The organism is Alteribacter salitolerans (assembly GCF_016901055.1).
Classification (GTDB): Bacteria; Bacillota; Bacilli; order Bacillales; family Salisediminibacteriaceae; genus Alteribacter; species Alteribacter keqinensis.
Genome location: NZ_JAFEUX010000003.1, coordinates 331,062 through 354,492, shown reverse-complemented (window position 1 = coordinate 354,492; position 23,431 = coordinate 331,062). Strand labels below are relative to the sequence as shown.

General features: G+C 46.6%; 23 protein-coding genes. 5 read left to right on the top strand and 18 right to left on the bottom strand.

Features of this window, described 5'->3' with window-relative positions; genetic code table 11:
• Window positions 1–106: 106 nt before the first annotated feature.
• The 3 genes from JSY36_RS07875 to JSY36_RS07865 all read right to left on the bottom strand — a co-directional run bounded on the left by JSY36_RS07875 (window position 107) and on the right by JSY36_RS07865 (window position 2,444).
• Window positions 107–871 carry a tyrosine-protein phosphatase gene (locus JSY36_RS07875; RefSeq protein ID WP_205165938.1) on the bottom strand — a complete coding sequence of 255 codons (765 nt, stop codon included), beginning with the start codon at window positions 869–871 and terminating at the stop codon, window positions 107–109.
• Between the two features lie 132 nt (window positions 872–1,003).
• Window positions 1,004–1,744: a CpsD/CapB family tyrosine-protein kinase gene (locus tag JSY36_RS07870; RefSeq protein ID WP_122899455.1), complete on the bottom strand. Its 741-nt coding sequence runs from the start codon at window positions 1,742–1,744 to the stop codon at window positions 1,004–1,006.
• Window positions 1,695–2,444: a YveK family protein gene (locus JSY36_RS07865; RefSeq protein ID WP_205165937.1), complete on the bottom strand. Its 750-nt coding sequence runs from the start codon at window positions 2,442–2,444 to the stop codon at window positions 1,695–1,697. The genes JSY36_RS07870 and JSY36_RS07865 overlap by 50 nt, the downstream gene beginning before the upstream one ends.
• Window positions 2,445–2,692: 248 nt before the next feature.
• On the opposite strand from JSY36_RS07865, the gene JSY36_RS07860 reads away from it, so the two are divergent.
• Window positions 2,693–3,652, top strand: coding sequence for an LCP family glycopolymer transferase (locus JSY36_RS07860; RefSeq protein WP_205165936.1), 960 nt, complete (start codon window positions 2,693–2,695; stop codon window positions 3,650–3,652).
• A 578-nt stretch (window positions 3,653–4,230) separates the two neighbouring features.
• On the opposite strand, the gene JSY36_RS07855 is transcribed toward JSY36_RS07860, so the two are convergent.
• The 5 genes from JSY36_RS07855 to pgsB (JSY36_RS07835) form a co-directional block, all read right to left on the bottom strand.
• Window positions 4,231–5,139, bottom strand: coding sequence for an LCP family glycopolymer transferase (locus JSY36_RS07855; RefSeq protein WP_205165935.1), 909 nt, complete (start codon window positions 5,137–5,139; stop codon window positions 4,231–4,233).
• Window positions 5,140–5,399: 260 nt separating this feature from the next.
• Window positions 5,400–8,384: a gamma-glutamyltransferase gene (locus JSY36_RS07850; RefSeq protein ID WP_205165934.1), complete on the bottom strand. Its 2,985-nt coding sequence runs from the start codon at window positions 8,382–8,384 to the stop codon at window positions 5,400–5,402.
• Between the two features lie 197 nt (window positions 8,385–8,581).
• Entirely contained in the window at window positions 8,582–8,746 is a 165-nt protein-coding gene (locus tag JSY36_RS07845; RefSeq protein ID WP_205165933.1) for a hypothetical protein, read from the bottom strand.
• Between the two features lie 27 nt (window positions 8,747–8,773).
• Window positions 8,774–9,238: a poly-gamma-glutamate biosynthesis protein PgsC gene (gene pgsC / locus JSY36_RS07840; protein WP_205165932.1), complete on the bottom strand. Its 465-nt coding sequence runs from the start codon at window positions 9,236–9,238 to the stop codon at window positions 8,774–8,776.
• A gap of 20 nt (window positions 9,239–9,258) precedes the next feature.
• Window positions 9,259–10,437 (bottom strand): poly-gamma-glutamate synthase PgsB, encoded by a 1,179-nt coding sequence (pgsB, locus tag JSY36_RS07835; protein WP_419466035.1) that lies wholly within the window; start codon window positions 10,435–10,437, stop codon window positions 9,259–9,261.
• A 1,398-nt stretch (window positions 10,438–11,835) separates the two neighbouring features.
• Between pgsB (JSY36_RS07835) and pgsB (JSY36_RS07830) the strand changes: the two genes are divergently transcribed.
• The 4 genes from pgsB (JSY36_RS07830) to JSY36_RS07815 are packed head-to-tail and all read left to right on the top strand — an operon-like array spanning window position 11,836 to window position 16,925.
• Window positions 11,836–13,164, top strand: coding sequence for a poly-gamma-glutamate synthase PgsB (gene pgsB / locus JSY36_RS07830; RefSeq protein ID WP_205165930.1), 1,329 nt, complete (start codon window positions 11,836–11,838; stop codon window positions 13,162–13,164).
• 39 nt (window positions 13,165–13,203) lie between these two features.
• Entirely contained in the window at window positions 13,204–13,656 is a 453-nt protein-coding gene (gene pgsC / locus JSY36_RS07825; RefSeq protein ID WP_122899471.1) for a poly-gamma-glutamate biosynthesis protein PgsC, read from the top strand.
• A gap of 15 nt (window positions 13,657–13,671) precedes the next feature.
• Complete coding sequence (locus JSY36_RS07820) at window positions 13,672–15,039, top strand: CapA family protein (protein ID WP_205165929.1); 1,368 nt, start codon at window positions 13,672–13,674, stop codon at window positions 15,037–15,039.
• On the top strand, window positions 15,036–16,925 hold the full coding sequence (locus JSY36_RS07815; RefSeq protein WP_205165928.1) for a gamma-glutamyltransferase family protein: 1,890 nt from the start codon (window positions 15,036–15,038) through the stop codon (window positions 16,923–16,925). The genes JSY36_RS07820 and JSY36_RS07815 overlap by 4 nt, the downstream gene beginning before the upstream one ends.
• A gap of 16 nt (window positions 16,926–16,941) precedes the next feature.
• Here JSY36_RS07815 and JSY36_RS07810 read toward each other — a convergent pair whose 3' ends face one another.
• The 10 genes from JSY36_RS07810 to JSY36_RS07765 form a co-directional block, all read right to left on the bottom strand.
• On the bottom strand, window positions 16,942–17,454 hold the full coding sequence (locus JSY36_RS07810; protein ID WP_205165927.1) for a VanZ family protein: 513 nt from the start codon (window positions 17,452–17,454) through the stop codon (window positions 16,942–16,944).
• Between the two features lie 1,278 nt (window positions 17,455–18,732).
• On the bottom strand, window positions 18,733–18,936 hold the full coding sequence (locus JSY36_RS07805; protein ID WP_122899478.1) for a hypothetical protein: 204 nt from the start codon (window positions 18,934–18,936) through the stop codon (window positions 18,733–18,735).
• 16 nt (window positions 18,937–18,952) lie between these two features.
• The gene (locus JSY36_RS07800; protein WP_122900106.1) at window positions 18,953–19,261 is read right to left on the bottom strand and encodes a gas vesicle protein; all 309 of its coding nucleotides are present in this window, start codon (window positions 19,259–19,261) and stop codon (window positions 18,953–18,955) included.
• Between the two features lie 39 nt (window positions 19,262–19,300).
• On the bottom strand, window positions 19,301–19,603 hold the full coding sequence (locus JSY36_RS07795) for a gas vesicle protein K (RefSeq protein ID WP_122899480.1): 303 nt from the start codon (window positions 19,601–19,603) through the stop codon (window positions 19,301–19,303).
• On the bottom strand, window positions 19,596–19,811 hold the full coding sequence (locus JSY36_RS07790) for a gas vesicle protein (protein ID WP_249414098.1): 216 nt from the start codon (window positions 19,809–19,811) through the stop codon (window positions 19,596–19,598). The genes JSY36_RS07795 and JSY36_RS07790 overlap by 8 nt, the downstream gene beginning before the upstream one ends.
• Before the next feature lie 71 nt (window positions 19,812–19,882).
• Window positions 19,883–20,716 (bottom strand): GvpL/GvpF family gas vesicle protein, encoded by an 834-nt coding sequence (locus JSY36_RS07785; RefSeq protein WP_205165926.1) that lies wholly within the window; start codon window positions 20,714–20,716, stop codon window positions 19,883–19,885.
• Between the two features lie 4 nt (window positions 20,717–20,720).
• A complete protein-coding gene (locus JSY36_RS07780) occupies window positions 20,721–20,984 on the bottom strand; it encodes a gas vesicle protein GvpG (protein WP_122899486.1) in 264 nt (87 codons plus the stop codon).
• On the bottom strand, window positions 20,981–21,736 hold the full coding sequence (locus JSY36_RS07775; RefSeq protein ID WP_205165925.1) for a GvpL/GvpF family gas vesicle protein: 756 nt from the start codon (window positions 21,734–21,736) through the stop codon (window positions 20,981–20,983). The genes JSY36_RS07780 and JSY36_RS07775 overlap by 4 nt, the downstream gene beginning before the upstream one ends.
• 15 nt (window positions 21,737–21,751) lie before the next feature.
• Window positions 21,752–23,086, bottom strand: a complete 1,335-nt coding sequence (gene gvpN, locus JSY36_RS07770; protein WP_236784653.1) for a gas vesicle protein GvpN — start codon at window positions 23,084–23,086, stop codon at window positions 21,752–21,754.
• Between the two features lie 6 nt (window positions 23,087–23,092).
• On the bottom strand, window positions 23,093–23,365 hold the full coding sequence (locus tag JSY36_RS07765) for a gas vesicle protein GvpO (protein WP_122899490.1): 273 nt from the start codon (window positions 23,363–23,365) through the stop codon (window positions 23,093–23,095).
• Between the last annotated feature and the right edge of the window lie 66 nt (window positions 23,366–23,431).

Genomic DNA, 23,431 nt, shown 5'->3' with positions numbered 1-23,431 from the left:
CCCGTTGATAAAGGTGAGGAGGCATTACCTGAATGTAATGGTCATGTAACACTGAATTTACACAGTCGGTTTACAATATAGATAGTTGATATAAGTTGTGCTTGCTTTAAAACAACCCTAAAAACTTCTTCGTTTTTACTCTCTGCGGCGGTTCAACCATCACTTGATTACCTTCTACAAGCAGCTCCGCATTTTCCTGAAAATAGAATCTTGTTTCTATTCCGAATTCTCTCTCTATTCCATCATAGGCATCTTTTAATAGAAACGGACGCCGAATGGTATCGTGGGCGTCGCTTGCAATAAAGTGAGCCAGGTTCGCTTCTATTAAGTCTTCTGATAATCTCTTAATCTTCTTTCCAAACTTCCCTGTAATACTCCCCGCTGTCAGTTGTGTCAGACATCCGCCTTGAACAAGCTCATAAAGCCTGTACGGATCTTTCATCACGGCCTGGTTTCGCTCAGGATGAACGATGATCGGCTTTAACCCTTGTTGCTGGACGTCATACAATAGACGTTTGCTGTATCTCGGTATCTCCGATGAGGGAAACTCCACAAAAAAATACTTTCCCTCATTCAGAGTAAGTATCTCTTCGTTTTTAAACCCCTCAAGCAGTTCTCCATAAATACGGGTTTCCTGACCAGGAAGGATCTTCACATCGATTTGGTGATCTTTAAATATGAGGTTCAGTTCTTCAATACTTGCCAGAATCGTATTTTTATCGTTGTGGTAGTGTGGGTGCTGGTGGTGCGGTGTAGCTAAAATCGTATGAATGCCTTCTTCAAATGCCGCTTTTCCAAGCTCTAACGCTTCTTCTTTATTTGCAGGACCGTCGTCCAAATTCGGCAGTATGTGGCAATGAATATCAATCATAAAGCAGAATCCCCTTTCCCGATTGCAGATGTTTACAGGGTCTATCGGACTATTTCCTCTTGAGTCTATTCCATAATATCACACTATTTCCAGAAAAGGGTCATAATCTTCTATATTATTTCAGTTTTTATGCTACTTTCCTTCTGCGTAGTAATAATACGTATCTTCTTTCATTTCACGGTCGTTTAAAACGGTGCCAATAATATTTGAATTCGTCTTCTTAAGAAGTTCAACAGCTTTTATCGCTGCCTCTTTCTCTGTTTTCCCGCTGCGGATCACAAGAACAACGCCATCTGTCTTCGTAGCCAGAATCTGACCGTCCGTTACCACATTGATCGGCGGTGCATCAAAGAGAATATAATCATAGTCTTTTTCTATCTGACTCAGGAATAATTCCATCGATCTTGAGCCAATTAACTCACTAGGGTTAGGAGGAACCGGACCTGATGTAAGTACTTCAAGGTTTTCAACAGCCGTTTCCTGCACGGCAGATTCGAAAGATTCAGCCCGGGTCAGGACACTCGTTAAGCCGAAGGTGTTTTCCAGCTGAAATGTAAAATGAACCGTCGGCTTTCTTAAATCGGAGTCGATTAACAGAACACGTTTCCCCTGCTGGGCCATAACCACGCCCAGGTTCGCGATAACAGTAGATTTCCCTTCAGCGGGACCTGAAGATGAAATAAGAATTTTCTTTACGACTTTATCAATAGAAGAAAATTGAATGTTTGTTCTTAATGTCCGAAACTGTTCGGTGACAGGCGATTTTTGAGCGTGATGGGAAATCAGGCTCCGCTGTTTGTCTGTTAACTGGTTGCTTTTACGTTTACGCGCCAATGCTTCCACGCCCCGTTCTGTTTTGTCTCGATGTTTCATTTAACTTGTTCATATCAATCGTTTTACCATCAATGGATCCTATACTTGCCAGAACCGGAATGCCAAGTGCTTCTTCAATGTCATCTTCGTCTTTAATCGTGTTATCCAAAAATTCCAGTAAGAAAGAGAATCCAACTGCGCCCATCAGCCCGACTACAAAGGCGATTGCCATGTTTAATGCAGGGTTCGGGCTTACCGGGGATGGATTGTCCGATAATTCTGCCGGTGATAAAACCGATACGTTGTCCACATTCATAATGTCAACAATGTCTCTTTGAAAAACCATTGCTATAGTGTTTGCGAGCTCTACTGCTTGGCCTGGGTCAGGGTTCTCGACTCTGATCGTTACTACCTGGGAGTCACGTTCACTTCCTACGGATACTTGATCCCGGATTTGTGAAGGTGTTGCGTCAATGCCCATTTCTTCAATCACGGGCTCCAGGATTCTAGGGGATGTCATAATAACGTTGTATGTATTTATGAGCTCCAGGTTCGTCCTGAGATCCGCCTGGGTTACCTGGGTACTGTCTTCCTGGGATTTATTTACGAGGATCTGAGTGGATGATTGATACATCGGTGTTAAAAAAAAGTATGATATGATAGCACTTGCTGCTACTGCTACAGCGGTAATACCGATGATCAGTGTAAGTCTTTTTCTGAGTGTCTGGAAAATATCTTTTAAGCTGATTGTCTCTTCCATTATTTCCTCCTGCTTCCTTCATTAGGTCTCCGTATATGTTACTCAAGATAACAGGTTATGTAAATGGTTTTCGAGGAAAAATTCAGAAAACACATCATATTTTAACATGATTTTCATATTAAGCGTTTTCAATCGAAAGAATGCGACAAATAGGTAAAAAAATACATTTACTTATAAATATTTCTTGTCTAATAGAGGGTAGAGAAATATAATCAAAGTAATCATAGTTTAAGAGGAGAGTTAGCTTAATGAAAAAGTTTCTACTTATAAGTGGCCTTATTTTGTTTGTTATATTAGGATCTGTCGCAGGCTATGGCTATTACATGTACTCAAGCGTTCAGAATACAGTGGATAACCAAATGCACGTTACAGTAGATCGCGAAAAATCAGAAAAGCGCGAATTGGAAGTGGATATTGAAGATCAGGAGCCTCTTTCATTTTTGTTAATGGGTGTGGACACAGGGGGCAGCCGTACAGACCGTGGACGTACGGACACATTAATGGTAGTAACCGTAAACCCGGCAGACGAATCAATGAAAATGATGAGCATTCCCCGTGATACGCGCACAGAAATGGTCGGTCGCGGCGTTGATGACAAAATCAACCACGCCTATGCTTTCGGAGGGCCCGAGATGGCCATGGCTTCCGTTGAAAACTTTCTTGATATTCCAATTGACTACTTTATGACTGTTAATATGGATGGCTTTAAAGATATTGTGGATGCTCTTGGTGGCGTGACAGTTAATAACAACTTTGGGTTTAAGTCAGGCTCTTATGAATTCAGTGAAGGTCCACTTGATTTGGACGGGTCCCAAGCCCTTGCATATTCCAGAATGCGTTATGAAGACCCACGTGGAGATTTAGGTCGTAACGAACGCCAGCGTGAAATCGTTGATGCAATTATTAAAGAAGGCGCTCAGTTCTCCTCCATCACAAAAGCAGGCGAAATCCTGGATGCCCTCGGCAACAACATCAGCACAGACTTAAACTTTGATAAAATGGTAAAGATTCAGTCTAATTACCGTGATGCCCGTCACAACTCAGAGACACTTGAAATCGCCGGATCCGGAAGCCGCATTGACGGCATCTGGTACTATATTGTTGATGAAAACGAACGCCAGCGGGTAAGCGGCGAGCTCCGCGCCCACCTCGGACTCGACGGCAGTGACTCGGTCGCAATTAATGAAAATGACGATGATGAATCATAATAAAGCATGAATATAATAGTACGAAAAAGACCTTCTCACCCGGCTGTGAGAAGGTCTTTTTTTTGATATCTACGACAAGTAAAGTGCTTAAGGTCTATTGGTAAGTTAGTGTTGAAAGGAAATATAACCATATCATAAATAATCGACTACTCGGTATCGTTTTGGTGTGGTGGTTTAATTAAAAAAGAGGGACGTCTTCTTTTCTAGTTCACTTCAAAGGAGATGTTCGTAAAGAAAGAAGCATGAGTAAACCTTCAATAAGGTTGAATGATGCTTGTTCGACTGTAGCACAATATGATCTTGCTTGAGTAACAATCTTCACTTATTAAGGGGAGTCGGGGACATAAAGAACGTGTTTAGCTGAGAATCCTAACAATACACGAACGTAGCGGATGAAATATACGCAGACTCCTGCGGGAGCAGGAACCAAGGTGAGACCCCGGAGGGCAGAGCCCGAGGAGGCTCACCGGTGCCCCCGCGGAAAGCGAAGTATATTTCAGGAGCGGTTAGTTGCACCGCATATTATTCGTTCGGATTCTCGTTGGCTAAAACAGTTATGTCCCAGCCTCTTTAGGAGATTACTCCTCCACTTCAAGATGTTGCTTCAATTCGTCAGACAGTGACTCGAGCTCATCTTCATCAGTGAAGAAGTAGGATATTCCGTCCATTTTTCTGTCTTCCCCTTTGATCTCATGCTGCTCGACGTCGTTGATGGTGTTTTTGTAGTTCGATTGAATGTCCCACATCTCATCGAGGGAGAGGTTGGTCTGGACGTTGTCTTCCACCACTTCAAGAATGTCGGTCAGGTTCGTAATGGAAGAAAAGCTCGCTCCTTTATCAATGATCTCTTCGATCACTTCACGCTGCCTCATCTGGCGGCCGAAGTCTCCCTTAGGATCGTCCTTTCTCATACGTGCATAGCCGAGGGCTTCCTCTCCGTCCAGCTTGATTTTTCCTTCCGGGTAATGCATCTCATGAAAGATAAACTCAAACTCATTGTCCACTTCAACTCCGTCGATGGCATCAACGAGACCGACGAAGCTTTCCATGTTTACTTTTACGAAATAGTCGACAGGGATATCCAGGAAATGCTCCACGGTGTATAACGCCGTTTCACTTCCTCCCATAGCATGGGCGTGACTGATTTTATCCTCTGTCCGCTGCCCTCGGATTTCGGTCAGGGTATCACGGGGCAGACTCACCATGTTGATCGATTCTTCCTTCGGGTTCACCGTGAGCAGAAGCATAGTATCGGTACGGCCCAGGTCGTCCCGGGTCTCGAGCTCGTCCACTCCCATCAAAAGGATGGATACCGGATCCCCTTCTTCCAGGTCAATGGCCTCCTGGCGCTTTTCCGACTGGTTACGGTCGATGTTTTCCTGGATGCTTCCGATCGTAGCGTTAACAGCCTGCCACACATAGCCTCCCGCTCCCACAACGAGGACCACAGCGAACGTAAGAGTGATAAGGAGTATTTTCTTTCCCATACATGTCACCTCCTGAAGTTTTTGTTAAGCCTTGTATAGGCAATGATGATGGGACAAAAAGAAAGAGTTTCTTTGATAATCCAATCCACTGACATAGCGGATGAAATATACGCAGACTCCTGCGGTGTCAGGGGCCAGGGTGAGACCCCGCAACGAAGTGAGGAGGCTCACCGGACCACCGCGGAAAGCGAAGTATATTTCAGGAGCGGTTTATTCGCACCGCACGTTCGGTTTCTTGTTAACTCGTCCCTGCCTTATTCCTACGCTGCGGGTTTTGATTCGGTTTTGTAGTCTCTGCCTGTTCTCTCAACCTTGTTCCAGTCTGTATTAAAGAAGTAGGCGATCGTACCGTGCATCACAATGTACATCAGGATAAAACGGTAGATGAAAATATCAAATAGAATCGTTGTGCCTAATGTAAAAATATCTCTCATTCTGAACTTAAAGCCTTGGGCTCTCGTAAAGATCAGAGCGGCAATATCATAGATGACCCCGAACAGGAACAAGTAGGTCAGATAAAACAGTACATACTGCAAGTAGGAATCAGGCGGATAAAAGATCCCGTTGATGACGAAAAAGGCCGTCAAAATAAACGCCGATACAATTCCCACAAGGAAAGACTCAAAGATATAGAAGAAAGAAACAGCCTTCCTGAAGAGCGTTTTTGCAAAGAACGAGTTAAAGTGAATAATACAGTCGATGTAGGCTTTCTGCCACCGGACACGCTGTTTGAAGAAGTCCTTCACGGTTTCAGGCATCTCGGTATAGGAGATGGCATCTTTAATGTGGACAACCTTCTTGTTTTTGTTTGCCGCGATGTATTTTTGCATCCTCAACGTAATGTCAATGTCTTCCCCTACAGTGGAGCGGTAGCCTCCGACATCAATCAGGGCCTGTCTTCTGAAAATCCCGAATGCTCCTGAAATAACAGCCAGGGCATTAAAACGGGCAAGGGATACCTTTGTAATATAGAACGCCTTCAGGAAATCGAGCATCTGCAGGCGCACGAGCAGATTGGTGTGCTTAAGGGACAGACGGCTTAACGGATTGGCCGTTTTCGTCTGAAGCACATGGACCATTCCCCCCGCTCCAACGACATCTCCATCCTCAAATACTTCATTTACTTTCGGCATCGCCTGATCGGTCAGCATCGTATCCGCATCAAGGGTAATCACAAGATCCTCACTGGCATACTCGATCCCTGCATTAAGGGCATCGGCCTTTCCGCCGTTCCATTTATCCACTACATAAATGTTGGGATAACGCTTGGACTGATAGACGGTTTTTACCTTTTTATGATCCAGTTTCCTGTGCGGCGCCCGGCTGCTCGGTTTCAGCTCGAGAAAGTCGTCCAGATACGCGAGCGTTTTGTCCGTTGAGCCGTCGTTGATGTAAAGCACTTCAAAGTTTGAATACGAGAGAGATTCAATGGTTTCAAGGGATGTTTTTATAATTCCCTGCTCATTGTAGCAAGGGATGAGAATGCTCATGCCTTTTTCTTTTCTCAAGATGCGGTGCACGGTTTCGTTTTTCGTCCGGAAAAACGGCAGACAGTGGATGATATGCATCAGCGGGAAAATGATACTCAGAATAAACAAGCCGACCAATCCGTACTGGGCATATTCCATCCATGATACTTTGTCTTTTGCATCCCATAAGCCGTCACGCCGGTAATCGGCAATTCCCACTATGGATCCGTCTTCCGTATTAAAATCAAGAGCCTGAATGCCTCCGAAAAAGACCGATAAGTTCCGTGTTTCCGGCTCATAGCCTCGGTCCCTGAGGGCACCGAGTACCGACTCGTCAAAGTCTTCCTCTACATAAAGGATGTCTGACTCACCATAAAACCGTTTCGCATTGACGGCGTCTTCCCAGGGTTCGTCAAAGTAGAGATGTCTTGTGAGCACCTGGGCCATCACAGAAGGTACCCGGTTTCCTCCCGGGCTTCCGATTCCCACCACACGTTCATCATCCACGTAAATGGAAGGCGCGGTTAAACTTCTTGAACGCTTACCGGGCTCATAGCTGTTTGGTGAGGATTCGAATTCGCTGAACTGCTGAATGGAGTTGTTTAAAAAGAAACCGTCCGTATACTCTCCCGAGCCGAAGAAGTTGCTCAGTGTATTCGTGGTCGATACCACCATACCATCCTGGTCCACGACAACAAAATGAGTTGTATCTGTCTTTTCATCATCGCCGTCTTCTTCCTCTGTCCCGATATCAGGAGAAGGCTCTTCGGTTGAAATCTCGTCTGCCAGCTCTTCAATGTGGTTCTCGCTCGTGAGCTCATCTTTAAGGGAATCGGACTGGTCACCGATATTTTCGATCCGGTCACGCTTTGTGACCTTTGAGATTTCTGACATGAGGTGAACGTATTCCTCTTCATCGCCTTTTGTATCTTCTATATTCATTTTTTCAGCCAGCAGCATGGACTGAACAAGGGATACCCCCGCATGGGGCGGATCTGCCGAATAAATCGTCCCTTCTTTCAGCTCACCGACCACAGGTTCGGAAAGCTCCACTTCATACTCGTCCAGGTCACTGCCGTCAAGGTAAGGAACAGCGTTATTAATCATGTCGCCGAATTCATCCCGGTTAAAAGCGTGGGCGCCGTTTTCCTGAATTTTGGTCAACGTTTCAGCAAGTTCCGGCTGCTTGAGGTTTCTTCCAGGTTTAATCGCCTCTCCCCGCGGGTAAAAGTGAGACAACTCCTCTACAGGGAGGCGGTAGGAAGCCGCCTCAAGACGTTCCCAAAGAAGGTAATCGACTCTGAACCCGTCTTCCGCAAGGTCAATTGCAGGAGAGATCAGGTGCTCAAAGGGCATCAGACCGTAATCGTTATGGACTCTGTTCAGTCCTTCAACAAACCCCGGCACACCGGTGATCTTATCACCCCATTCGTCATCGTAAGGTGCTGCGGCACGGTAGTCATAAACGACAGGGTCTTCTTCTTCCTGAGGCAGAATCAGCATTTTTCCGCCGCCGCCGATTCCTGAGCCGAACGGTTCAACTACACCGAGGGCATAGGAAACGGCAATGGCTGCATCAACGGCATTCCCGCCGCTTTCCAACACTTCCATTCCGGCTTCTACAGCAGCGGGGTGGGCCGCACTGACGCCGTAGTTGTCGTAATCTTCGTCTTGTTCAGCCGGGTTTTCACCCTCACCTGATACAAGGTGGGGGTTGGCAATCCCGATGAGAAATGTATTGAGCAGTAACGTGATCGTGAGTATTTTTTTTAACATTCATGTCACCTCCACTCTGTTTTTTCAGCCGTGAAGGGTTTTAGAAAGAGGCAACCGCTCCCAAAAGCGCCTGTATACTGGCTGCCTTTTTCCAAAAACCTTCACTTGAGACTTTAAACCTGCACGCTGCGGGCCCGGCAGATAGATGTCTCAGCTGCCGGGCTTTTCTCATGAACAGCGGGCATAGGTGCGATCGACTACATCAATGTGATGAAAAAGAGCGTACCTGCTACCACCAGTCCAACGGCAGCATCCGTGTTCGTTCTTTTTTTATGTTTTTTAATCGTATACAGCATCCACTGGCTGAACGTTAACGTGACCTGTTTTTCTTCCTGCTTGTGACCCTTTAATGTTATTTCCACTTCTATTCCTCCTTCAGTAGTCCTTACTTATATAAAGCTTGCAATCATGACAACACCAAACGTTGCGCAACTGAGAAGCATCGTACTTAATGTTGTCGGAATAACACCCTGCTTTTGGATGGTATTGGCGATTAAACCTGGCACAATCACCCCGATGGCCATAAGGCCGCTCACAATATGCGGGGGAGAAAAGTGCGGGAACAAATAATCAAACCCGATGGAAAGAATAATCGCGACAGTGAGCATCGCGGTAAACTTTCTTCTTCCGTAAAGAATCGTAAATCTTCCTACGAATTTCATAACGATAAAATAAGTCAAAAAGCTGATCATAAACACAACTGCAATGCTTACAGGGAAGGTAAACAGCATCGCAATGTACCCCGGTACAACAAGTCCGGCCGGCAGTACACCTGTTTTTTCCGTATAAAACAAACTGAGTATGGCACCTGCAATAAGGGCTAAATAAACATCACCTGAGTCAAAGACAAACATCTTCTGACCGAACCTCCTTTCTATGCTGTTTGGTTAATTTTTTGTTGTTCTTCAAGTTTTTCAACGAGCTGCTCTGCACCGCCGTGGATGTTTCCAACACCATAAATGGTTTTTCCTGATAAATACGGCTTGAGCACCCGGATGATTTCATCTGTGTCGTCCCCTTCAAGATCGAGCATCTTATTTACGGGAAAGGCGCCTTCCTGATAGGCATCAACGACCGGCTTTGTTCCTTGTCCCATCACGATCAGGGTGTCGGCTGGGATATAGGGAAGCACTTGTTTTACAAACTGCTCCGTCCGGTCGACTCTGTCGGAACGGGCATTAAAAATGACAACCGGTTCGTCCGTCGGATAGCTGAGCTGCTTCACACGCTCCCAGATATTTAATGTAGATGTCGGATCATTGGCAGAGAAGCCATTGACCAGAAAACCCGGATCCTCTTCATTTCCGAGCGGCAGAATTTCCATCGCTCCCGGGTCAGGCCATGCCTTCAGCATCCCTCTGAACGCTGTTTCATAATCGATTCCAAGAACATCTGCCACCGACAGTGCCAGTGCCGCGTTTTCAGGAAACACCATGTACTCAAACTTCTTGAGGAAATCCTCCGAGATGAGCGACGTGTCACAGACATGAAGCTTCGTATTCCGTTTTTCCGCCATTTCCCTGAAGTAAGGAACGTAGGGGCTGTCGTTTACAATCAGGTCACCGTTGTGGGGAATTGCTTCGCTGAAGGAATCCGCCACTTCCTTTAATGTGGGACCGAGCACATCCATGTGGTCTTCAAGGACATTTACAATAAGTCCGATATTTGCCTTAAGCAACTGGTTCTGGAATACGACCTGATAGTCAGGCTTTACAGCCATACACTCACTTACAAGAGCGTCTGCTTCAAGGTCCACCGTTTTTTCAATGACCTTTTTCTGCTCACCGATATTCGGGCCCTCGGGCCTTCGTTTAATCGGTTCCTCCTGATCGACAAACCAGTAGAGCATTCTTGCATCGGTTCCGGTCGTTTTCCCGACTGTTTTGTAGCCTGCTTCCTGGAGCACGCCTGTAATCAGTCGCGTTACCGTTGACTTCCCGCGGATTCCGTTAACGTTGACACGGACAGGAACCCGTTCGATGTTTTTATCATGTTTTCTCTTCTCCCTTACACCAAGGAAGAATGCCAATAAGGCAAATCCCAAAATAAAAATATATTCGACTGGCATCTCTTTCACCTCCATCACGTTTTTTTGTCGTTTTTTGAACCCGGCCATTACTATACGCCTTAAACATTAAACGCGAGTTACATAAATGTTGAGAATCGTGTAAATGGAGTCACATTTACTTACATTTGCTTGATTATGGAAAAATCGTAATAATGACGATTCTCAATGATTGTGCACATACAGGTGCACCCGGTTCATCTCCACCTCCATATCGTTTTTTTGAAAGGTGATCCGTTCGTCCTGCGGGAAAATCCAGAAACGTCCCAAAGAAACACCGCAATCATTTTGTAAAATAAAAAACGGACGCTCCCGCAGGTATCTTATGAATCCATTTAGAGTTTATCGAAGAGATATGAGGGTCTCTGGGGGTTAAGAATAAGTCATTATTTTACGATACTGTTTCATTTGAAACAGTTGTCATTGAGTTTTAGGGTCATTGTTACACTATTGAAACAGACTGGACGCTTTTACACAGTTAAGCGTTTACTTAATGAAATCAGAGGTTTCCGGACCCATAAATAGAATTATCAGGAAAGGATAGAATTTTAGAAAAGGCAAGGCTGTTTTCGATTTTTTTGCAACAAATGCAGCCGGAAGACCTGAGACTCCCTATTTACTTCCTCTTTAACTCTTCTATCTTTGAAACGGTTAGGGGACTCCGCCTTTCAATTTATAACTTGAATAATTGCTGATTTCGATTTACAATCCTGCACAAGGTCCTCCTCGTGGTGTAATGGGTTCACACCTGCATCATAACGGAGGGCTTTTTTTGTGCAAGATAGAGCTTTGTTTTATAACAATCTAGTAAAACCAAAATGTGAGAATGCAGGAGAGGCTAGGTAGTACCGTTAAACAAGGAAATCGAGAATTTTAATGCATTAAAGAAAGGTCAAGTAGTGCCCTCAAATCAGGAAACCCGGAATTTGAAGGCTCAAGGAGGATCTCCAGAGAATGAGGAAGCTCCCAAACCGCCGCGGAAAGGGAGCGCATTACGGTCAACGAAGTTTAAATGAAGGATACAGCATTCTTCCTGCTCTAGAAACCTTGCGAAAAAAAAGCGGTTCGTGTCAGGTGATGGAATGATCTCCCTCTGATTCTACTTATTTGGTTATTCCCTGTGTCTATAGGCTCAATTGAATGGTACCAGGTAACATAGTCAATAAAACATCGTCTTAAAGTTTGGAACGCCCAAAATATGTTTTCTAAATGATGATTTTAAATACAACCTTTTGGGTATAGGAGTTATAGGCATTGTCGAAATAGATGAACTTTTACACATACCCCTCTTATCTGACAAATATCACCGAAAACTGTAATATCAGCCAACCTCTTCTTCCTTTACAACTATGAAGCAGAGGCACTATGAATGGAGGACTAGACCGAATGAGCGAATTGACGTATCTGTTCATTTTTGCAGCATTGTTACTTGCAGGCGGAATCTACGAACGTGTGACGCTTTCAAAGAAAATAGATCAAATCCCAACCCGTGTTCTTATAAACGGGATCCGGGGTAAATCCACCGTCACCCGCCTGATCATGGGAATAATGAAAGAAAACGGCGACCGCGTTGTCGGAAAAACAACGGGGACGTCTGCACGCATGTTTTACTGGGACCAGGAAGAGGAGGAACCGATTGTCCGGGGCCTTCAGGGACCAAATATCAGTGAACAGAAACATATGGCCCGTAAAGTGGTAAAACGGGGAGCCGATGCCTTTGTATCCGAATGTATGGCCGTCAACCCCGAGTACCAGAAGGTGTTTCAGGCTCAGCTTGTGAAAGCCAACATTACGGTTATTACCAATATTATGGAGGACCACCTGGATGTGATGGGCCCGACCGTGGATGATATCGCCCGGGCGTTCAGCTCCACCATTCCTGAAAACGGCTATGTGGTTATTCCTGAAACAACGTACCAGCGCTTTTTCGAGCAGGCTGCGAAGCGGAAAAATTCACAAGTGATCGTAGCACGTGAGAATGATATCGACGAAGACTACTTAAAGAAGTTTTCGTTTATGATTTTCCCTCAGAACGCCGCACTCGCCCTTGCTGTATCCGACATCCTGGGTATTGACCGGGATGTGGCTTTTGCAGGAATGCTGAACGCACCTGTGGACCCGGGTGCCATGAGAGTCCACCGGTTTGGAGAAGAAAAGGCGCCGAAATACTTCTTTAACGGCTTTGCAGCCAATGATGCTACCTCAACCCTGAGCATTTGGGACCGGGTAAAAGATCTCGACTATCCGATGAATCACCGTACGATTGTGATGAACTGCCGTGACGACCGGATGGACCGTACCCTTCAGTTTATTGATCACGTCCTTCCACACCTGGATGCGGACACACTCGTGCTTATCGGCCGCGGAACAAGTCCGATCGTACAGGCACACAATGAAGGAAAGCTTCCTTATGAGAACCTTATTAACCTGGAGAAGAAATCAGTGGAAGCCATAATGGCTGAGCTTGAAAAACTGCCGGGCGACAGTGTTCTTTACGGAATTGGAAACATTAAAGGCCGCGGGGAAGAACTTGCCGAGGCGATCGAAGAGAGAAAAATCAAAGAAGTGTCACTCGAAGATTACAAAACAGACGAAGTTACGGTTCTCAGTGAGGACAGATTGGCTGCACGACAATGCTCCAAGGAGAAAAAAGAGCCTGTCTCTTCCGGGATCATCGACCAGAAAATAAAAGCAGCACAATCACCGCTTAAATAATTCACAGACTCAGTAAAATATGAAGGAGTTGTCGCCACCGTGTTCGGTACAGATCTCTATATCGCTATCGTTTTAGGAATTATACTCAGTCTCATTTACGTAGAAAAAACAGGTATCATGCCAGCCGGGCTTATCGTGCCCGGCTATGTTGCGTTGATTTTTGACCATTTAATGGCGGTTGTTGCCGTCGCATTCTTAAGCTTGCTTACCTTTTTAATCGTCACCCAGGTGATCGGGCGGATCACCGTCATGTACGGCAGAAGAAAGTTCGCCGCCATGCTTGCCATCGGAGTGCTCTTGAAAATGTCCTTTGACAACTTTTACGGGCCACTTGTCCCCTTCGAGAACTTTGAGCTGAGGGGTATCGGTGTTATCGTCCCGGGACTGATTGCCAATACCATTCATAAGCAGGGAGTTATCCCGACATTCAGCTCTACTCTTGTTATCTCCTTTTTAACCTTTGTCTTTATCACAATCTATCACTTGTTCTAGAGAGGGATCTAATCTATGAAAAAACAAAACCTGAAAGATAGAATGCGAGCTTGGACTCAAAGGCATGAAAAGAAAGCACTCCCCCACTCTCTTATTGCTTTAGCCATTGTTCTTACAATTATTCTTACTCAGCCGATCTGGAACGGAGCCCCCATCCCGGAGGATACCCGCCCCGATAATGTAGAGCACCGTATCTCCATGGTCGGTGATATTATGATGGGACGCCACGTCCAGGACGCAGCAGAGCAGAGCGGGGAAGGAATGGATCGCGTGTTCCGTTACGTGACTCCATACTTTCAAGAATCGGATTATGTAACCGGAAACCTTGAAAGTCCGATCATCGCCGACCACGAAGAGGAAACTAAAAACATGATCGAAGACTTTGAGTTTGATAAAGAAATTCATTTATACGCACCTGTTAGCGCCGTCGATGCTCTCGTAAACGCCGGCTTTGATTCTGTGAGCCTTGCAAACAATCATACGATGGACTACCGTGAGCTTTCCTTTCAGGAGACGGTACGTCATATGAAAGGCAGCGGTATCGAGATGGTCGGCATCGGCCACCGTCTTGGTGATCCGCAGGAATTCGGTCAGGAGGAGGAAGAAGAGGAATGGTTCGAAGAAGAACCAGCCCAGGAAACCCCTTCTTCCACTCAGGACGAAGACATTGAAAATGAAGAGCTCGATGCAGCCCGGATTTCCTATCACGACCTTGATGAGGATACAACGATTGCCATGATTGGGATTACCGATGTGTTTTACCAGCAGTTTGCCGCCGGTCATTCACCAGGTGTATTTATCACGTCAAACGTGACCGGGACCGGACAGGCCGGAACTGAACTTCTCAGCAGACGCCTCAGGGAGGCAAGGGCCAATGCAGATATCGTCATGGTTCATATCCACTGGGGCGAAGAGTACCAGATCTACCGCAACCGTACCGATCACCAGGAAAACCTGGCACGTTTCATGTCCAATAACGGAGCTGACGTCGTGATCGGCCACCACTCCCACGTCCTTGAAGACGTGGAAATTATTCAGGGAACCATTGAGGAAGACGGACAGCGCTACCGAAATAACACCCTCGTCATGTACAGCCTGGGTAACTTTGTCTTTGACCAGGGATGGACCCGGACAAAAGAATCGGTCTTAGCCCAGCTTGACCTGCTCGATGACGGAAGCAGCGAGCTTTCCTTTATTCCAATGAACGTTCTTGACTCTGCCCCAAGAGAAACACAGGGACTGTTTAAGGGATACCGCGACTACCGGATCTTCCGTACCCTCCGCGCCAGTCTTGACGATGATCTCTGGCGGGTGGACAACAGCCGGCTGATTATTGATCTGGACGCTGCAGGCATTTTTGAAAGAGGGGAACTTGTCCAATGAGCGCATTACGAATAACAAACATCCTTGCCCTTGTCATCTTCATTGGACTTGTGGCCTGGGAAATCAGTTTTCAGGATATTATCAGACAAACACAAGAACCATACTCCGATGAGGTCGAAGAAAATGAAGATACACTTGAACTGACCTCAGAAGCCCCGGCGGATGAAGAAGCCGCACAGGAACAGGAGGGATATGTCTTTGGGACGAGTGCCGTTCACCCCCTCGCTGTGCGCGCCGGTAACAGAGTTGTTGAAAACGGCGGTAATGCCGCCGAAGCAGCCATCGCTGTCAGCTTCGTATTAGGCGTTGTGGAACCCTACGGATCAGGAATCGGCGGCGGGGGCATGATGCTCGTTCACGACCCCGATCAAGGCGTACGAAGCTTCGACTACCGTGAAGCAGCAGCATCCAGCGGTGCATGGCCTGAACGTGGCGTCGCCGTTCCCGGTCTTGTAAAAGGTATGGAGCTTCTTCACGAAGAATACTGGTCCGGAGAAGAAGAAACAAGCTGGGAAGCACTCCTTGAAGATGCCATCGAGTATGCGGAAGATGGCGTCCTTGTGGATCAGATTCTGACCAACCGTATCGACAGCGCGACCCGCTACATCGATATGGACGAGCAAAACCGTGAATACTTCTATCCGGGCGGCCTCGCCATCGAGCGGTATGAAACTCTCCAGCAGCCTGCCCTGGCAGAAACAATGAAAAAAATTCAGGCATCAGGTGCGGCAGGCTTTTACGAAGGTGAAGTTGCCGATGCCCTCGTGAACGCCACTTCGTTTACTCACGAAGACCTGCTCAACTATGACGTATACGAAAGCGAGCCGGTCTCCGGCGAGTTTGAAAACCGCCGCATTTATGGAACCGCGTCACCATCAGCATCCACCACATTGATTCAAATGCTTCAGATGGCTGACCAGCTCGATGTCTATGAGACCCTCAGTGCCATTGAAGGCTTTGACGGTCTTGACCTTGATCCGAACATGAAACTCGGACACCTGGTCAACGAGGATGAATGGTATCCCGTATACGTTCACCTCATGAGCGAAGTGACCAAAGCCGCCTACGGGGACCGTCTTGAGACTGTGGGAGACCCGCAGTTCAACCCGGAGATTGACACAAACACCTTTACAGAGCCGACCTATACGCAGTCACTGATTGATGGAAATGAAGAGCAGTCCGGCATCAACGTTGACCGTATTTCCTACAACGATCAATACGACTCACCGGCTGAAATTAATGACTCCCGGCACACGACTCACTTTGTTATTGTGGATCAGGACGGCATGATGGTCTCTGCCACCCACTCTCTTGGTGAGTTCTTCGGATCAGGCCGCTACGTGGAAGGAATGTTTTTGAATAATCAGCTGAACAACTTCAGCCCGCGTGACGAGTCACCGAACAGCTACGCTCCGGGCAAACGTCCACGTACGTTCGTCTCTCCCGTCATTTTGGAAGGCGAGCACGGCCAGGCAGAGCTCGGACTCGGCACACCAGGCGGACGACGCATTCCGGCCATGCTGTTCCAGACAATCATGGAATATACCTATGGTGTAAATGAAGACACAGGCGAGCCGTACACCCTTCAGGAAGCGATCTCCAGACCCCGCTTCTACACGGAAGGCAACCTCGTCAACTATGAACGCAGCATGGATGATGACATGCGCCGGATCTTCTTTGAAGACTTCGGCTATGACTTAAGACAGGAATCCTCTCCGCTTTACTATGGAGGAATCCAGGGAATCGGTCTTGAATACAGCGACGCCGGTCACGTCCAGCGTATCTTCGGCGGCGGGGACCCGCGCCGTAACGGTGCATGGCAGCTCGGCACACACGAAGGAACTCAGGAAGAACAAGGCGCAGGCGAAGATGAACTTGATGAATAAACGAAAGCGGCAGTGCCTACTCATAGGCCTGCCGCTTTTTTTTTCGTTCAGTTAACAGGATCCAGCACAGCACCCCGACAGCCCCGCCGGCCATATCCAGAAGCACATCCTCCACCATTCCGCTTCGGTTCGGGTGAAAATAATGACGCACCTCATCATAAGCCGCATAAAGCGTTGTACAAAGAATTGCTATAACAGCCGCCTCGGGGATCCGGTCTCCAAGCCACAACCGGACCACCCTGTAGACCAGGACCGCCAGCACAAAATAAACAAAAACATGAGCACCTTTTCTGATGAAAAACTCCACAAACTGCTCGGTGGAACTCGTCTCGAGACTCACCACGCTCGTTCCGTAAGTAAAGCTCACCCAGCCAAAGGCTGACTCCACCCACGCCAGGTTTATGTTTCCGAGTATCGGAGTAACGTTCTGCTCTTCATACGACTGGGAGGAAGCATATTGAATCACAGCAACCCACCCAAGAAGCGGTACGATATGACTGAGTAATGTATTGTTTTCTTTTTGATTCATCTCTTTATCACCTGAATTAGTGTATTAACGAATAGATGTTTATTATACGTTACATTTTGGGCCTTTTGGGAGAGCCTGGACAATTTCTGTGTTCATTCGAGTCAATTTCCCGGGAAATCGAGCAATTGCGCAGGTTAAATAAACGTTTGCTTAAGTTGCAAAGCGTGGGGAAACAGCGGGGTTTTACAGGGAAATTGTAATGAGAGCACCTCAGTGGGGTCTGAGGAAATAATGAAGGAAGTTATTACACCATTCCGGGAATATACGAACAACTAAAATGCGATGCAAGTAACCCGCTCCTGAAATATACTTCGCTTTCCGCGGAAAGCGGGTTACCCTCCTCACTTCGTTGCGGGGTCGCACCTTAGCTTTACCTCCCGCAGGAGTCTGCGTATATTTCATTCGCTATGTCACCGAATTGTTCGAACGAAAGATAGCTGATTACTTTCTTAAAATCCCAGCCTAATACATTCCAGGCCCTGTCTGTAAGCCATTATCTAATAATAGATATCCTGCGCCTCCACTGAAGGCGCAGGACACTCCCGTTATATTTACCTCATTTGCTTTGATATGGAGCATCATACCTAAACTTCATGGCTAAGGGATCTAATAACACTATTGAGGACCTGCTTAAATTATTTTGTCTTCAATGGGAATTCAATATTAAGAGGAGGCTGAAAGAATGCCGTTGCGGAAATGGTGGAGGATCTAAATAAGCTAAGCGAAGCCACTGAAGAAAAGTCTATTTTCTCAGAAGAGTTACGTGTTGATTTCCGCTCATTGCACTTTCCGGGGGGCGCCGGTGAGCCTTCTCGTGCTCCGGGGTCTCACCCTGCCACCTCCTCCCGCAGGAGTCTCGCGCATTCGATGCAATCAACTCTTTTCTAAAAATCAACATCGCTCTTTAACACAGCTATAATAATTAAGAAGAGGCTGTAATAATGTCCAAGACCCCTGGCCGATGCCACTGAAAAAAGTACAAATTAATTTTTTCAGTACCTTCCTGGCAAGTATGGAAGCTCGCCGGCATAGTTATGGAAAGCAAAGGGCACGCAGGTTAAATACTTCTTGTATCATGCGCAGCTGAACGCCAGCAGCGAGACTCCTGCGACAGTGGGGGCCAGGCGAGACCCCGCAGGGCAAAGCCCGCGGAGGCTCGCCGGCACCGTCGCGGAAAGCGAGCGGATGGCGTTCAGCGGAGCTCAGATAAACTGACGTGAAGATATACTCATTTAATAAAAAAAGAAACCAGTGCATCCTCTGCCCTGATTTCCCGAATTATTCATCTGGTTTCGGCTTTCTATCTCTGCCCGGCTGTGGAATCCCCACCTGGCCCCGGATCGAATAGTCCGTTCGGAGAACCGGCCCCTTCTTTTTATCACCCAGCCGCCGCTCTTCAGACCGGACCACCGTCGAATGGTCCGACGTTTCCAGATCTTTAAGCAGTCTCTCCAAATCCTTAAAAAAGTCCTTTTTTCCCATTAACATCACCTCAGTTTCAGGTTTTACTTTCTTCCCGTGAGGAGATTTGCTGTACTTTTTTCTCTAAATCCTCAAGCTGGCCTTTCAGGTAATCATTCTCTTCCTGGAGCTTCGACGCCTTCGAAGAATAGTGTGGGTCGTTCTCCCACCAGTCCATGCCGATTTCCTTAGCTTTATCCACGGAAGCGATCAGGAGACGGATTTTTATTGTCAGCAGTTCTACGTCAGCCAGGTTGATTTTAATATCTCCCGCGATGACCACACCTTTATCGAGAACCGTTTCAAGTACGTCTACAAGGCTGTTTGAATTGTTCGGGGTCTTCATCGGTTCCATGTTCACTCACTCCTATTTTATGTGTTCGTGCTAAAGCAGGTTACCAAGGGGTCCGAGATTGATATTCAAGTCCTCATCGTCCAGGCCGAAAATCTCTTTCATTTCTTCCATCTTCTCTTCCAGGTTCATAAGCGCAACACCCAGCTGCTCAATCTGCTCGTCCGTCAGATTGCCGCTGTCGACCCGGCGCATCGCCTGTCTCTCCACAAGCTGTCTGAGCAGTTCAATAACCGTAAGAACGAGCTGGGACAAACCTTCCTCCGCTTTTTCCGGATCAAGGGATATACGCCCTGTGGGCTTGTTTTCCGGGGCAAAAAGTTCTGCTTTACTCAACTGTTTCCTCTCCTTTCACAGGCTCTTTATTCTGGCTTTCAATCAATGTCTCCACAGACGTCAGAAGAATACGCAAATCAAGGTATACCAGGTCTATATCGGCTATCGATATGGTGATATCCCCTCTGAGCACAACGCCTTTATCCAGAACCGCATCGAGTATATCGAGCAGCGATACGTCATCTCTTTCAAGGCTTTCTCTCCTCACAGCATCCACCTCATTCGGTCTTTCTGTACGATACGGCATCTCTGATTTAATCGTGTAATCATCGCTTCACTCTACTCTCCGGCTTCTGTAAAACTAGAGAAATGATACGCAGGCCACGGTCCCGTGACAGCAAAGTCAAGCCCGCTCTCTTTTTCATCCGCTTCTTTCTTCGCTTCTTCCATGATCCCGGTCAGGCGATCCATATCGCTTCTGTCAATGAGGTACGCACTGTTCCAGCACATTTCTTCCGTCCGGCCGGTTACCTTTTGATTCCAGTTCTTTTTCACTTCGGTCTGGGAAGAAATCTCTTTGAGCTTTTCGTGCAGCAGACCGCACTCTTCATCGACCTCTTTCTCCGCCTGTTTTTCAACAAACTGGTCAAGCTTGCGACGCTCAAAAAACTGCTTTCCTTTGGACAGGGATTCAATCTCCTGCTTCTTTCGTTCAATTTCCGGGCTGTTTTCAAGAACACTCCGGGTGAACTTCTCTTTATCCGCATAAACCTTCACGTTCCACTCTTCTTTATCCGAAAGCTCCGAGAACAGTTCAACAATACGCTCCCTGTGAGTATTTACAATCGACTCAAGGCTTTCCATGGTCTCGTAGATCGTTCCGAACTTCAGCGGTATAATGGTAAAGGTCTGATGAAGACGGTTCATCATTTCGTGGTGGTGAAAGGCTTTATCCTGAAGCCATTTCATATTCTCCACGTTTTTGTTCAGTTGGTCTTCATTAAACTCATCTTTTTTCACACGGCAGACGACGGATGTTATATCGCCATGCGATACGTACTCCACCTGGGTGTCAGGATCGATGCCCGGCATATCGGGTGTATCGTTTTGTTCGTCAGTTGGTATAAAGGCATACAAGTACAGTAGTTGGTCCGTTGCAATATTCGTTTCCATCGATTCACCTTCCTTCGTTCTCTTCCACACTTTCCCTCAGTCGTTCCTGCTCAAGTGTTTTTGCTATTCTGTATCGCTCCAGCAGTTCTTCTTCCTGCTTTTCGTACGCTTCCTCAGAGATTTCTTCCATCTCAAGCATCATCTGCAGATGAATCAGCTTCTGCTGGATGTGTTCAAGATCGTACAATTCTTTGTCCACTTCTTCTTTGACCTTTTTACCGACCATTACGAGCGTATCAATGGGCCAGGTGAAAAGTTTGAAGATCATGACGCATCTGCTTTGATTTTCAGATTGATGAAGTTGTACGCCGGCCACGGGCCTGTATATTTAAAATCAACCCGGTCGCCCCACTCTTCGTGAAACTCGTTTACCAGGGCATCAAACTCTGCTTCTTTTTCCTTATCAATCAAAAAGGCCGCATTTATAAGCATCCGCTCACTGATCGCTTCATTGTTTTTAGCCGCATCAGCCACTTCCGCCAGAGGCTGAAACACTTCTTGATCAAAGGTCATCTGAAGTTTTGTCATAAAATTACGGGCTGCTTCACCTAGCTTAATCCGGTCGTAGTACCCTGCCTCAGCATTTTTCCCCTTTACGTTCGTCTGCAGCTTTTTCATTGCCGGTTCGTTCTGCGCCGAATTTTCAATCCACTCTTTTTTCCCGATCAGCTTAAGACCGACTTCCATCTTCCCTCTGATACGGGGAAAGATTTCATTAAACTGGGGTGAGAGCTTGGTCAGAAGGATCTTCACGTCTTTTTCCGACTCGAGTACGTTTCCGAAACTCATGGGAATGATCGTGAACTGCTTCATTACCGCAGCCACCGTATCCTGATGGGCTTTCAGATTCTGCCTGCTCGGCTCATAAATCTGCACCGGGGCATTGGTAACAACCATGGACAGGCCTTTGTAAGGGATCGTATACACACGGCGGTGCTCACCTGCCAGTTTCACTTTTTCAAAGGTTTGCGCTTCCTCTGTTTCAATCGCGCCAAACATGTAAACTCCCTCTTTACTCATGTACGCTCTCTCCTTTTACAGCTTTTTCAGTTCATCTGCGATCTTTTTCTTCGCTTCTTTTTTCCCTAAGCATCTGCCAACTGACGCACCGAGCACGTCTTTACACAGCGAAATGAAATCATCGTTATCCGCCTTGATTTCGATGTCGTTCTGTCTGGCAATCTCGCCAATCATCACACTGCCCCGGAAGCTTGGCCCCTGGACTTCTTCTTTTTCGCAGAGCTTTCGGATATTCTCAACGAGCTGGACAATCACTTTCGCTTCGTCCTCTTCAATCCCGGTCCTCTCCTGAACCATCTTGATCTCCGTCTCTGTCGATCCACGGTTCAACTCAAGGGTGATGAGCCGGTCCCTCAGCGCATCCTGCGACTGATAAACCCCTGCATACTCCTCGGGGTTGCTCGTGAAAATTATCTTAAAGTTCGGGTGTGCCCGGACAAACGCATCTTTTTGCTTAGTTCCATATAGCGGAAGGATCCCTTCTTCAAGCAACGAAAGTAGAAGGTTATTCGTCTCGGGTTTCGAGCGGGTAAACTCATCATAAATAACTGTATAACCGTTTTTAACTGCCTTCACGAGGTGACCTTCATGCCAATTTTCATTCACCCGTTCTTCATGTTTATAAACAGACCGGATAAAGTTATCTACAGTCTTCGATGAAGAAAAACCATTCGCGCCTCCGATAAGATCCACATTGTTCATTTCGTGATTTCCCTGGAGGAACAAAACAGGCTGCTCATACTGGCTTGCAAGGTAAAGAGCAAGTGACGTTTTCCCGACACCTGCAGGGCCTGTGAAATGAACCGGATAGCGAGCTTTTAAATACTGTTTTGAACGCTCGACTAAGTCTTCAATTTCCGACGTGACAACAAAGTTGTCCAGGTCAATGTTCTGTTTTGACCGGCTCGATGTGTCGTCTGTTTTCTCTTTTGAAGACGACTCATCCTTGGTTTTGGAAGGTTTTTTGTCGCTTTTGCCCTTGGATGACTGCTGTTTTGATTGCTTTCCGTTCTCTTTTGAAGACTGCTTATTCGAATCATTTTTGGCTTTATCGTTTGAAGATTTGTCGTCTGATTTGCTGCTTGATTGGGATTCTTTGGACTGCTTCGTGTCATCTGATTTTTTTTCAGATTTGTTTTCGCTGGATTTACTGCTGCTTTGAGACTTTTTCTCTTTGGTATTGGATTGATCCGATTTCGTTTGTTTTTTACTGGAAGACTGTTTTTTTGATGATGTGTTTGATTGATTTTGTTTGTCGTCGTTTGATTGTTGTTTCTTTTGTTTGTCACCGTTTGATTTCTGGTCTTTTTCATCTTCGGAGTCTTTATTCATGAGCTTTTTTAAGACCATGATCGACTACCTCCCTTCGCTTTCTTCGATTCTTTCTGCACGGTATCGAAGGCTTTTACGGTGGAAGGACACCACGTCCATGTCTTCATTGACCCGGGCCTGATAAACGCCGAGTAGCTGGTCGCGCCCGTATTTTTTCATGTATTCCTTCTCCTCGATCACTTCCACTTCCACTTCCCACGCCTTTTCTTCCGTGACGATGGAGGTGATTCGGTAAACAGGGTAGACGTGTTCTGTAAAAAAGTCTTTTACTGTATTGATAACTTCTTCTAGTTTCATAGGTTTACACACCCTTTGATCTGTTGTTTTGAACACCGAAAAGAGAACCTGGCATATGGTTGGCCA